This window comes from Pseudonocardia sp. SID8383, from assembly GCF_009864975.1.
GTDB classification, from domain to species: domain Bacteria; phylum Actinomycetota; class Actinomycetes; order Mycobacteriales; family Pseudonocardiaceae; genus Pseudonocardia; species Pseudonocardia alni.
Window position 1 is genome coordinate 1 of record NZ_WWFY01001021.1, and the last position, 12,166, is coordinate 12,166.

Annotated in this window: 9 protein-coding genes; 2 read left to right on the forward strand and 7 right to left on the reverse strand. The window is 73.3% G+C overall.

The annotated features are described in order from the left end of the window. The 3 genes from GTW08_RS24505 to GTW08_RS24515 form a co-directional block, all read right to left on the reverse strand. Window positions 1-485, reverse strand: a 485-nt coding sequence (locus GTW08_RS24505; RefSeq protein ID WP_161152600.1) for a protein kinase domain-containing protein, incomplete at its 3' end; no start/stop codon positions are given. Then, window positions 482-1,324 (reverse strand): exodeoxyribonuclease III, encoded by an 843-nt coding sequence (locus GTW08_RS24510; protein WP_161152601.1) that lies wholly within the window; start codon window positions 1,322-1,324, stop codon window positions 482-484. The genes GTW08_RS24510 and GTW08_RS24505, both read right to left, overlap by 4 nt. Window positions 1,325-1,367: 43 nt before the next feature. After that, on the reverse strand, window positions 1,368-1,697 hold the full coding sequence (locus tag GTW08_RS24515) for a hypothetical protein (protein WP_161152602.1): 330 nt from the start codon (window positions 1,695-1,697) through the stop codon (window positions 1,368-1,370). 257 nt (window positions 1,698-1,954) lie between these two features. On the opposite strand from GTW08_RS24515, the gene GTW08_RS24520 reads away from it, so the two are divergent. Beyond that, window positions 1,955-4,183, forward strand: a complete 2,229-nt coding sequence (locus GTW08_RS24520; protein ID WP_073576408.1) for an NADP-dependent isocitrate dehydrogenase — start codon at window positions 1,955-1,957, stop codon at window positions 4,181-4,183. Between the two features lie 53 nt (window positions 4,184-4,236). Here GTW08_RS24520 and GTW08_RS24525 read toward each other — a convergent pair whose 3' ends face one another. The 3 genes from GTW08_RS24525 to GTW08_RS24535 all read right to left on the reverse strand — a co-directional run bounded on the left by GTW08_RS24525 (window position 4,237) and on the right by GTW08_RS24535 (window position 7,144). Then, complete coding sequence (locus GTW08_RS24525; protein ID WP_073576409.1) at window positions 4,237-5,538, reverse strand: DUF2252 domain-containing protein; 1,302 nt, start codon at window positions 5,536-5,538, stop codon at window positions 4,237-4,239. A gap of 391 nt (window positions 5,539-5,929) precedes the next feature. Further along, on the reverse strand, window positions 5,930-6,238 hold the full coding sequence (locus GTW08_RS24530) for a DUF3017 domain-containing protein (protein ID WP_073576410.1): 309 nt from the start codon (window positions 6,236-6,238) through the stop codon (window positions 5,930-5,932). A 51-nt stretch (window positions 6,239-6,289) separates the two neighbouring features. Then, window positions 6,290-7,144, reverse strand: coding sequence for a bifunctional methylenetetrahydrofolate dehydrogenase/methenyltetrahydrofolate cyclohydrolase (locus GTW08_RS24535; RefSeq protein ID WP_073576411.1), 855 nt, complete (start codon window positions 7,142-7,144; stop codon window positions 6,290-6,292). Window positions 7,145-7,373: 229 nt separating this feature from the next. Here GTW08_RS24535 and GTW08_RS24540 point away from each other — a divergent pair, with 229 nt between their 5' ends. Beyond that, window positions 7,374-8,042 (forward strand): GPR1/FUN34/YaaH family transporter, encoded by a 669-nt coding sequence (locus GTW08_RS24540; RefSeq protein WP_073576412.1) that lies wholly within the window; start codon window positions 7,374-7,376, stop codon window positions 8,040-8,042. Between the two features lie 154 nt (window positions 8,043-8,196). Here GTW08_RS24540 and GTW08_RS24545 read toward each other — a convergent pair whose 3' ends face one another. Continuing rightward, window positions 8,197-11,538, reverse strand: coding sequence for an error-prone DNA polymerase (locus tag GTW08_RS24545; protein ID WP_073576413.1), 3,342 nt, complete (start codon window positions 11,536-11,538; stop codon window positions 8,197-8,199). Window positions 11,539-12,166 lie beyond the last annotated feature (628 nt).

A 12,166-nucleotide genomic window follows, 5' to 3' on the forward strand; every position in this document is an offset into this window, starting at 1 on the left:
CCGACCGCGCGGGCGAGGCCGACGTCGGTGAGCAGGGCGCGGCCCTCGGCGGTGACGAGCACCGCGTCGGCGTCGAGGCCGCCGTGGGTGCCGCCGTCGGCGTGCACCGCACGCAGGGCGGCCAGCACGTCCCGGCCCACGAGCGCGACCTGCCGGGGAGAGGGCGGCGCCGTCTCGACGACCGCACCCAGCGGTCGCGCCTCCGGGTGCTCGGTGACCAGGTACTCGCGCATGTCCCCGGCCGGGGACCGGTCGGTGACCAGGTCCAGCACCCCGACGACCGACGGGTGGCGCAGCCGTCCGGCGGCCCGCACCTCGGTCAGCAGGCGCTCCCGCACCCCGGCCACCGCGGGCAGCGCGATCTCGGTGACGGCGACGGTGCGGCCGGTGATGCGGTCCTCGGCACGGTGGGTGGGCCCGAAACCGCGCCGGCCCAGCTCGTCGAGCAGCAGGTAGCGGCCGCCGACCATCCGGCCGGCGATCACACGGCCCCCAGCCGGACGACGACGGGGGCGTGGTCGGAGAAGCGCCGGTCGTGCGCGGGCGCCCGGTCCACGACGGCCTCGTGCGCGGCGTCCGCGAGCCCGGGGGTGGTGAGCAGGTGGTCGATCCGCCACCCGGTGTCGTTGTCGAAGGCCCGCCCGCGGTAGCTCCACCACGAGTACGGCCCGTCGACGCCCGGGTGCCGCTCGCGGACCACGTCGCGCCAGCCGTGTTCGAGCAGCTTCGCGAACCACTCCCGCTCGTGCGGCAGGAACCCGGAGTTGCGCCGGTTCCCGCGCCAGTTGCGCAGGTCCAGCTCGGTGGGGGCGATGTTCCAGTCCCCGCCGACGACCATCTGCCGCCCGGTGGCGGCGCACCGGTCGAACGCGGTGCGCAGGTGGTCACCGAAGGCCGCGCAGAACGCGTCCTTGTGGTCCTGCCGCTCGGTGCCCGCCATGCCCTTGGGCAGGTACAACGAGGCCACGGTGAGCCCGCCGGGCAGGTCCACCTCCACGTAGCGGCCGTCCAGGTCGGTGGTGGGGTCGGTGCCGTTGCTCGCTCCGCGGGCTCCGCTCGGGAAGCCGATCCGTACCGCCTCGGGCTCGTCCCGGCTCAGCACCGCGACGCCGTTGCGGCCCTTCGCCGTCAGCGACGGGGCCAGGCGCAGGTGCCAGCCGCCCTCGTCGAGCGCGGCCAGGAAGGCGGCCGGCAGCTCGTCGGGCCGTGCCCGGACCTCCTGCAGGCAGACCGCCCGCGCGTCGGTCCCGGCCAGCCACTCCAGCAGCCCCTTGGTGGCGGCGGCACGGACCCCGTTGACGTTGACCGTGGCGAGCGCGTTCACACCGTCTACTGTGCCGCACCCCTGATCACGCTGCGCGACGGGTTCAGCACCGGCTGCCCGAGGTCGCGGCGACGGAGTCCACCGGGACCCACTGGTTCTGCTCGGTGAGCTTGCGGAAGCCGCCGTCGACGATCGTCTCCGCCGCGACCTCGGTCCCGACCGGGAGCGTGCGGACCGGCGCCGCCGAGTTGCCGGGCGCCGCGCGCACCGTCACCTGCTCGCCCTGCACGACGACACGGCACCCGGTGGTCTCCAGGTTCCCGGTGACACCGCCGTAGGCGAGTGCGACGACCGTGAGGCCGACTCCGATGAGCCCGACCAGCGGCCAGCCCCTCAGGAGCGACTTCCGGGTGAGCCCGAAGACCTTCGCCACCGTGGTTCCCCTCCCGCCGAGCGCTGCCGCGACCACGGTAGCCGGTCCGCGGCCGTGGGCTCGACCATCACGGGGGTGTCGGGCCGGTTACTCCTGCGGGCGTGCGGGACCGGTGAACAGATAGCGTGTGGCCCAGTCAGCGGGTCGCCGCGCCGGGGACCCGCCCGGTCGTCCCGGGCCCGTCCGCCGGCGCCGTCGCGGCCCGCTCGCTGGACACGGCAGCACACACGACGAGCCGAGGCAGGCCTGAGGACGCGATGAAGCTCATCTACACGTACACCGACGAGGCGCCGGCACTGGCGACCCACTCCTTCCTGCCGGTCATCGAGGCCTTCGCCGGCCAGGCCGGGGTCGACGTGGAGACCCGCGACATCTCCCTGGCCGCCCGCATCCTGGCGAAGTTCCCGGACCGGCTCACCGACGCCCAGCGCGTCCCGGACTCGCTGTCCGAGCTGGGCGAGCTGGCGAAGACGCCGGACGCCAACATCATCAAGCTGCCGAACATCTCGGCGTCGATCCCGCAGCTCAAGGCGGCGATCACCGAGCTCCAGGGCGCCGGTTACGACGTACCGGACTACCCGGACAACCCGCAGACCGAGCAGGAGAAGGCCGCCCGCGCCGCCTACGACTCGGTCAAGGGCTCCGCGGTCAACCCGGTGCTGCGCGAGGGCAACTCCGACCGCCGCGCCCCGCTGTCGGTGAAGAACTTCGCCCGCAAGCACCCGCACTCGATGGGCGCCTGGAGCTCCGACTCCGCCAGCCACGTCGCCACCATGGACGACGGCGACTTCCGCCACTCCGAGACCTCGTTCACCGCCGCCGGTGACGGCGCGGTCCGCATCGAGCACGTCGCCGCCGACGGCACCGTCACGGTGCTGAAGGAGAAGGTCGCGCTGCTGGACGGCGAGGTGTTCGACGGCGCCGTCATGCGTCGCGAGCCGCTGCAGGCCTTCCTCGCCGAGCAGGTCGCCGACGCCAAGGCCAAGGGCGTGCTGTTCTCGGTGCACCTCAAGGCCACGATGATGAAGGTCTCCGACCCGATCATCTTCGGCCACGCCGTCCGCGCCTACTTCGCCGACGTGTTCGCCTCCTTCGCCGACGACCTCGCCTCCGTGGGCGCCGACCCCGACGACGGTCTCGCCTCGATCCTGACCGCACTGGAGAAGCTGCCCGCCGACAAGCGCGACGCCGTCGAGAAGGCCATCACCGCCGCCTACGAGACCGGCCCGGCGCTGGCCCAGGTCGACTCCGCGCGCGGGATCACCAACCTGCACGTCCCGAGTGACGTCATCATCGACGCCTCGATGCCGGCCGCGATCCGCACCTCCGGCCGGATGTGGAACGCCGACGACGCGCTGCAAGACACCAAGTTCGTCATCCCGGACTCGTCCTACGCCCCGCTCTACGACGAGACCGTCAAGCACTGCCAGGCCAACGGCGCCTTCGACCCGACGACGATGGGCACCGTCCCGAACGTCGGGCTGATGGCGCAGAAGGCCGAGGAGTACGGCAGCCACGACAAGACCTTCGAGATCGCCTCCGCGGGCACCGTGCGCGTCGTCGACGCGGCGTCGGGCGAGGAGAAGCTCTCGCACGAGGTCGGCGAGGGCGACATCTGGCGCGGCTGCCAGACCAAGGACGCCCCGATCCGCAACTGGGTCGGTCTGGCCGTCGAGCGGGCCCGGGCCACCGGCTCCCCCGCCGTCTTCTGGCTGGACTCGGCGCGCGCCCACGACGCGCAGCTGATCGCGAAGGTCGAGACGTACCTGGGCGAGCACGACACCGACGGACTGACCATCGAGATCCTCCCGGTCGCCGAGGCCACCCGCTACACCCTGGAGCGGGCCCGCAAGGGCGAGGACACCATCTCGGTGACCGGCAACGTGCTGCGCGACTACCTCACCGACCTGTTCCCGATCATGGAGCTGGGCACGTCGGCGAAGATGCTGTCGATCGTCCCGCTGATGAACGGCGGCGGCCTGTTCGAGACCGGCGCCGGCGGGTCCGCGCCGAAGCACGTACAGCAGCTGCAGAAGGAGAACCACCTGCGGTGGGACTCCCTCGGCGAGTTCCTCGCGCTGGCCGTCTCTCTGGAGATGCTGGCGTCGAAGACCGAGGAGCCGCTGCGGGCCAAGCTGCTCGGCCAGACCCTCGACGAGGCCACCGGCACGCTGCTGGAGAACGGGAAGTCGCCGTCGCGCAAGGTCGGGGAGCTCGACAACCGCGGCAGCCACTTCTACATCGCGCTGTACTGGGCGCAGGCCCTCGCCGCGCAGACCGAGGACACCGAGCTGGCCGCGATCTTCGCCCCGCTCGCCGAGAAGCTCGCCGCCGCCGAGGACACGGTCGTCGGTGAGCTGAACGCGGTCCAGGGCGACCCGGTCGACCTGGGCGGCTACTACTACGTCGACCGCGCGAAGACCGACGCGGTCATGCGGCCGAGCGCCACGTTCAACGCGGCGATCGACGCCTTCGCCGGCAAGTAGCCCCACCGCGACGGCCCGTCCCCCCGCTGCCGGGAGGGCGGGCCGTCGGCGTGTCAGGCCGAGCTGACGCCGGGGATGCGCCCGGAGCGGAACGCCTCCACGAACAGCGCGTGGTCGGCGCGCACGGTCCGGGCGTAGTCGTGGGCGAACTCCACGACCCACTCCACGAACGCGTCCTCCGCACCGGCGGTGCGCGCCGCGACCGCCTCCTCGACCCGGAAGTCGACGAGCGCGTGGTCGGCGTCGGCGTCGGCCACGCAGTGGATCTTCGCGGTGGCCCGGCCCAGGTCCGCGACGACCGGCGCGATCTCATCGGGCTCGGTGAGCTCCGACCAGTCCAGGTCCGCCTCGTAGGGCGAGACCTCGGCGACGACGAACCCGACGCCGTCGAGCTCGGTCCAACCCAGCATCGGGTCGGCGTGCGCCTGCAGCGCGCGCTGCGAGACCGCCGTCCGGTGCCCGTGGTGGCGGAACGCCGACGCCACCCGCTCGTCGGTGACCACCCGCGAGGGCGCGGCCACGTTGCCCTGCTTCATCGACACGACGATGTCGTTGTCCAGCGCCTGGTTCAGCCCCTCGACCAGCACCGTGTAGGTCGGCAGCCCGGCGCTGCCGATGCCCACGCCGGAGCGCCCGGCGACGTCCTTGACGGTGTAGGCGACGCCGCGGTGGCGCCGGGACTCCGGGATCGTGGCCACGTACGCCTCGAACGCCGCGGTGACCGCGGCCTTCTCGTCGTCGTCGAGGGTGCGGACGCCGGGGCCGGCGCGCAGGATCCGGTCGAAGCCCTCGGTCTCGGTGACCGCGTCGAGCAGTCCGACCCGGGTCCGGGTGCGCGCGGTCTGCAGGACCTGGTGCACCGGTCCCTCGGTGGTGTCCAGGCGCAGCGAGAACGCGTCGTCGTCGCGGTCGGCGAAGTGCCGCACCTGGGCCAGGTAGCTGCGGCAGTAGCGCTCGACGAGCTCGGACAGCGACCGGTCCGACAGCGCCTTGCGCCAGCCGAGCAGGCACAGGCTGGCCGCGAACCGGGTGACGTCCCAGGTCCAGTGGCCGAGGTAGGCCTCGTCGAAGTCGTTGACGTCGAAGACGAGCACGCCGTCGCCGTCCATGTAGGTGCCGAAGTTCTCCGCGTGCAGGTCGCCCTGGATCCAGACCCGGGCGGTCCGCTCGTCGACCCAGGGGTCCTCGCGGCGGGCGACGTCGTCGTAGAACAGGCAGGCGCTGCCCCGGTAGAACGCGAACGGGTCGGCGGCCATCTTCCGGAACTTGGTCCGGAACGCCGCGGGGTCGGCGGCCATCAGGTCGTCGAAGGCGGTCACGAGGGTGTCGACGATGTGGCCGCTGCGGTCGGTCATGGCGCGATCATGCTCGCGGACGGTGGCAGGGACCACCTCCGTCCGTGGGGTCCCGCCGGACCGAGCGCCGCCGACCGGGTGGCGGATGGATCTTCGTTGCGATCAACGGGTGATCAGCGGGCCACCGTGGGCGACGTCACGCAACCCGTCCGGAGCAACCCCCGTCCCGGAGCGGGTGTACCCACCGGTAGAATCTCGTTAGCGATGATCATTATCAGGCCGTCCCGCAGCGCACCGACCGGGGATCTCCCCGCCCGGCCGGGCCGGGTCGTGCGCGCGACCAGCACCGGCCCCGGGCGCCCCGGGAGCAAGCGTCCCGCGGGCCCCCGCAGACCCCCGACCCGGCGCCCGGCGGGCCCGGAGACGACCGGCGGCTCCCGCAGCCGAGCACTCAGCTGATGGTCAGCGAGCCCTGGGTGATCGTCAGAGCCAGCAGCAGGACGACGACGCCGAACCCGCCGTACACCAGCGCGTCGGCGTAGCGGCCGCGGATCGCGAGCAGCCCGACCCGGTCCGGCGGCAGCGCGACGCGCAAGCCCGCGGCGACCAGCATCGCCACCGCCAGCGCCGCGGACCCCTCGCGCCAGTGCTCGGTGATCACCCGCTGCAGCCCGACCAGCGACACACCGAGGACGACGAGCAGCGGCCAGTGCGCCCGCAGCCGGGCCCGCAGGCCGTGACCGGAACGGGTCGCCACCATCACCGCCCCCCGCCGCCCGTCATGCCGACAGGCTGCGTTCGGTATCGATTCTCACTCCGCCAGGCTGCGTTCGGCTGCCTCGACGACGTTCGTCAGCAGCATCCCGCGGGTCATCGGCCCCACGCCGCCCGGCATCGGCGCCAGCAGCCCGGCGACCTCGGCGACCTCGGGCGCCACGTCGCCGACCAGGCCCAGGTCGGTACGGGTGACGCCGACATCGAGCACCGCGGCGCCCGGCTTGATCTGGTCGGCGGTGATGAGCCCCGCCCGGCCCGCCGCGGCGACGACGACGTCGGCCTCCCGCAGGTGCGCCGTCAGGTCCCGGGTGCCGGTGTGGCACAGGGTGACGGTGGCGTTCTCCGAACGGCGGGTCAGCAGCAGCCCCAGCGGGCGGCCGACCGTCACGCCACGACCCACGACGACGACCCGCGCCCCGTTCAGCTCGACACCGAACCGGCGGCACAGCTCGACGATGCCGCGCGGGGTGCACGGCAGCGGTCCCGGCTCGCCGAGGACCAGGCGACCCAGGTTGGTCGGGTGCAGACCGTCGGCGTCCTTGCCCGGGTCGACCCGCTCCAGCGCGGCGCCGGCGTCGAGACCGTCCGGCAGCGGGAGCTGCACGATGAAGCCCGTGCAGGTCGGGTCGGCGTTCAGCTCGTCGATCGTGTCCTCGACCTGGGCCTGGCTCGCGTCGGCGGGGAGCTCGCGCTGCAGCGAGGTCATGCCGACCTTGGCGCAGTCGCGGTGCTTGCCGCGCACGTAGGCGTGCGATCCGGGGTCGTCACCGACCAGCACCGTGCCCAGCCCGGGGGTCACCCCGGCGGCGGTCAGCTTCTCGACACGGCCACGCAGGTCGTCGAGCAGCTCCGCCAATGTCGCCTTGCCGTCCATCACGCGTGCGCTCACCCGGGCATCCTCTCAGGTGACGCCCGGGCCGGTCGAACCTGACCGAAGGACGCGTACGTGCCGCGCAGGTAGGGGGCGCCGTCCCCGCGAGCTGCGACGACGGTCCGGTTCCGTGCGACCGGGGTACAGGTCGGGGTCTGGTCGTACGGAGGGGCGAAAAACGATCTCCGCGAGAGCAGAATCACACCGCCGGTGCTCGACCGGTCACGAACTCGACGAGGAGTTTTCCATGAGCGTGGAGAGCGACACCGCGGGGGCGCACGCCGCTGCTGCCCCGCCCGCCCCGGCAGCAGCGGCCCCGGCTGCCAACCCGGCCCTGATGGGCCTCATCTGCTTCCTGCCGTCCGGCATCACGCTGGGTCTGTGGTTCGTGGGCTACCTGGACACCACCGCACTGCCCGGCGGCATGATCCCGATCGTGACCTTCTCGGCGGGTCTGTTCCTGCTGCTGTCGGCCATGGTCGCGCTGCGCGTCGGGGACAGCGTCACCGCCGCGATCTTCGGGGTCTTCTCCGCATTCTGGACCAGCTTCGGCGTGCTGCTCATGGCGCTGAACAACGGCTGGATCATCGACGCCGGCACCGGAGAGGCCCTGTCCACCGAGCAGGTCGGGTCGATCCAGTCGACCTATCTGCTCTCGTTCACCCTGGTGTTCGTCCTGCTGACGCTGGCGACGCTGCGCCTGCCGCTGATGTTCACGATCGGCTTCGTGCTCGTCGACATCACCTTCGTGCTGGCCTACATCGGGGTGACCGCGGGCAACGCGGGCCTGTTCCCGATCGCCGGGATCACGACGTTCGCGTTCTGCATCGTGTTCGCCTACATCCTGTTCGACGCGTTCGGCCAGACGCTGGGCGGACGCGCGATGTCGATGGGCGGGCCGCTCGTCAAGTCCTGACCCCGTTCCGACCGCCCACGGGCCCCGCCGGTTCCTCCGGCGGGGCCTGTGGTCTGCCCGGCCCCGGTGGTCCGCGTGTCCCGGTGGTCCCCGTGGTCGGGGACCGCGGGGCCCGGAGGTCGCGAGGGCCCGGCGCCGGGCGCGGGCGAGACGGTCAGCGGAAGTCCCGGGACGCCACCGTCACCGCCAGCGGCATCCGCTGCAGCCGGTCGGCCAGCAGGTTCAGCACACCCTCCGGGCTGCGTTCGAGCCGGCCCCGGACCAGCAGCCCCGCGCTCCCCAGCGCCACCGACCGGTAGCGCGCCCACAACCCCTCCGAGCAGGTCACGTTCAGCATCCCGGACTCGTCCTCGAGGTTCACGAACGTCACCCCGCGCGCGGTCGCCGGACGCTGGCGGTGGGTGACCAGTCCTCCGACCAGCACCCGGGCCGGGGTGTCCGGGCCGGCGCGGCGGCCCACCTCGTCGAGCCGGTCGATCCGGACCGCGCCGAGCGCGTCGAGGTCCGCGCGCAGGTGCTGCACCGGGTGGCTGTCCGGGGAGACACCGGTGGCCCAGACGTCGGAGACGGTCAGCTCCGCCTCGGTCATCCCCGGCAGGGCCGGCGCGTCGAACCCGACGGCGGTGCCCGGCAGGTGTTCGGGGCGCACCCCCGCGACGACGCCCGCCGCCCACAGCGCCTCCCGCCGCTCCACCCCGAAGCAGCCGAACGCCCCGGCCGTCGCCAGCGCCTCGGCCTGCGGGCCGGTCAGCCGGACCCGGCGTGCCAGGTCGGGCAGGTCCGCGAACGGGCCGCCCGCGTCGCGCTCGGCGTCGATGACCGCGGCGAGGTCCGCGCCGACGGTGCGGACACCCGCCAGGCCGAGCCGGACCGCCCGGCCGCCGGTGCTGTCGTCGTCGGGTTCGAGGACGGCGTCGGCGCGCCCTGCGTTGACGTCCGGCCGGTGCACCCGCACACCGTGCCTGCGGGCGTCGGCCACCAGCGACTGCGACGAGTAGAAGCCCATCGGCTGGGCGTTGAGCAGGCCCGCGCAGAACGCCGCCGGGTGGTAGAGCTTGAACCACGCCGAGTAGTAGACGAGCGCGGCGAAGCTGATCGAGTGGCTCTCCGGGAACCCGAAGTTCGCGAAGGCCAGCATCTTGGCGAAGATCCGTTCGGCGAGCTCGCCGGTGATCCCGTTCGCGGCCATCCCGTCGTAGAACCGCCCACGCAGCCGTTCCATCCGCTCGGTGGACCGCTTGGAGCCCATGGCCCGGCGCAGCTCGTCGGCCTCGGCCGCGGTGAACCCCGCGACGTCGACGGCGATCTGCATCATCTGTTCCTGGAACAGCGGGATACCCAGCGTCTTGTGCAACGCGGGCTTGAGCAGCGGATGGTCGTGGTCCCAGGTCTCGAGCTCGTTGCGCCGCCGGATGTAGGGGTGCACCGAGCCGCCCTGGATCGGGCCGGGCCGGATCAGCGCGACCTCGACGACGAGGTCGTAGAACTCGCGCGGGCGCAGCCGCGGCAGGGTGGCCATCTGGGCGCGGGACTCCACCTGGAACACCCCGACCGAGTCCGCGCGCGACAGCATCGCGTAGACCTCCGGGTCGGACTCGCCGATCGCGTGCAGCTCGATCCGCTCACCGGTGACGGTCGTGACCAGGTCCACCATCAGGTGCAGCGCGGTGAGCATGCCCAACCCGAGCAGGTCGAACTTCACCAGCCCGGCCGCGGCGCAGTCCTCCTTGTCCCACTGCACGACGGTCCGGTCGGCCATCCGCGCCCACTCCACCGGCACGACCTCGGACACCGGCCGATCGCAGATGACCATGCCGCCGGAGTGGATGCCCAGATGCCGGGGCGCACCCATCAGCTGCCCCGCGAGGTCCAGCAGCAGCGGCGGCATCTCCTGCGGGAGCTCGCTCGCCTCCAGGGCGTGCCAGCGTTCGACGCGCCTGCTCCAGGCGTCCTGCTGGCCGGGTGAGAACCCGAGCGCGCGGGCGGTGTCGCGGATCGCCGACCGCGGCCGGTAGGTGATGACGTTCGCGACCTGCGCGGCGAACAGCCGGCCGTAGCGGCGGTAGACGTACTGGATCGCCTCCTCGCGGCGGCCGGACTCGATGTCGAGGTCGATGTCGGGGTAGCCGTCGCGGTCCGGGGACAGGAACCGTTCGAACAGCAGCCCGTGCCGGACGGCGTCGACGTTGGTGATGCCCAGCGCGTAGCAGACCGCCGAGTTCGCAGCCGATCCCCGGCCCTGACAGAAGATGTTCGACCGGCGGCAGAAGTCGACGATGTCGTGGACGATCAGGAAGTAGCCGGGGAAGTTCTTCGCCTCGATGATCTCCAGCTCGCGCTGCACGGTGTGCGCCGCGAACGGGTTCTCGTCACAGCTGCCGTACCGCTCCATCCGGCCGCGTTCGGTCAGCACCCGCAGCCAGGTCGTCTCGGTGTGCCCTGGCGGGACATCGAACGGTGGCAGGTCCGGCGCCACCAGGTGCAGCTCGAACGCCAGCTCCCGGCCCAGCTCCGCCGCGCGCTCCACCGCGCCGGGATGGCGCTCGTCGAACCGCAGGGCCATCTCCCGCCCGGACCGCAGGTACGCGGTGCCCGCCGCGGGCAGCCAGGGGTCGATCTCGTCGAGGCTGCGCCGGGCCCGGACCGCGGCGACGGTCGCGGCCAGCGGGGCCCGGTCGGGGGTGGCGTAGTGCGCTCCGGTCGTCGCCACCGTCGCGACGCCGGCCCGCTCGGCCAGCGCGGCCAGTGCGTCGTTGCGCTCGGTGTCGCCGGGCTCGCCGTACACGGTCAGCTCGACCCGCACGTTCTCCGCGCCGAAGCGCGCGACCAGCCGGTCCAGCTCCGCCGCGGCGGCCACCGGGCCCGAGCGGTCCAGGGCGCGGCGCACCGCGCCCTTGCGGCAGCCGGTGAGCACGACGACCTTCCCCGCGGTGTCGGCGACGACCTCGTCCGGGTCGTAGACCGGCCGCCCCTTCTCCCCGCCCCGCATCTGCGCGGTGGAGATGGTGCGACACAGCGCGCGGTACCCGTCGGGGCCGCGGGCCAGCAGCAGCAGGTGCTCGCCCTCGGGGTCGGCGACGCCGTTCTGCGGGGCGGTCAGCCCGGTGCTCAGCTCGGCGCCGAACACCGTGCGCACTCCGAGCGCGCGGGCCGCCTCGGCGAACCGCACGACCCCGTACATGCCATCGTGGTCGGTGAGCGCGACGGCCTCCAGGCCCAGCTCGGCAGCGCGCTCGACCAGCTCCTCCGGGGCGCTCGCGCCGTCGAGGAAGCTGAAGTGCGAGTGGCAGTGCAACTCCGCGTACGGCACGACGCCGGGCCCCACCGGGTGCAGGTCCTCGGGCGGCTCGTAGGGGCCGCGGTGGACGGACCAGGCCGGTGCGTCCCCGCCGTCGGCCTCCGGGCCGTCGCGCAGGCTCGCGCCGTCGCGCACGGAACGACCCGACAGCGCACTCTCCAGCTCCGCCCAGGGGACGTCCGGGTTCTGCCAGCCCACCCGTGCAGAATACTCGAACGCAAGTTCGAACATCGAGTGCCGGGTTCCGCGGACGGGCGTCGCCGTGCGGGCCGGCCGGCTGCTCCCCAGCGCCGGTCGGCCCCGCACGGCGGGTCCGGGCTCCGGCGCGGCACACCGGCCGCTCCCCAGCGCCGGCCCGCGGGCCACCCGGACGTACCCATCCGGTGCCGGCAGGTGGTTCGTGGACCTCCCCGCCGACATCTCCGAGTTCACCAGCCGAACCTGTGGAACGACTGAGACCCCGGTGTGGATCGACCGAGGATCACCGCGGCCCCGGGTCGCGCCGGGTCGTACCGTCGTGTTCGTGACGCCGTGTCGTGATCGTCGGTTCACCGCACGGCCACGCCCGATGGCGGATGCTGGTCCGACGCCGCGGCGCCCGACCGGTACCGCGCACGCACGAGGAGCGCCGGACACCCGGCGCGGACGAGGCCCGGTACCGGGCCGGACGGCAGAGGTGGCTCCATGGGACGGGCGAGCACGACGGGTGGCCGGCACCGGCCACGTCTCGGAAACCGGCTGGTCAGGGTCGCGGCGGCCGGGGTGGCCGTCGTCGCGCTCGCGGCCTGCGCGGACGTCCCCGCGGCGCCGGGCGCCGCGACGATCG

Coding starts and splice junctions, on each gene's coding strand:
- GTW08_RS24540 (WP_073576412.1), top strand. CDS start 7,374: ATGAGCGTGGAGAGCGACACCGCGGGGGCGCACGCCGCTGCTGCCCCG.
- GTW08_RS24525 (WP_073576409.1), bottom strand. CDS start 5,538: ATGACCGACCGCAGCGGCCACATCGTCGACACCCTCGTGACCGCCTTC.
- GTW08_RS24530 (WP_073576410.1), bottom strand. CDS start 6,238: ATGGTGGCGACCCGTTCCGGTCACGGCCTGCGGGCCCGGCTGCGGGCG.
- GTW08_RS24520 (WP_073576408.1), top strand. CDS start 1,955: ATGAAGCTCATCTACACGTACACCGACGAGGCGCCGGCACTGGCGACC.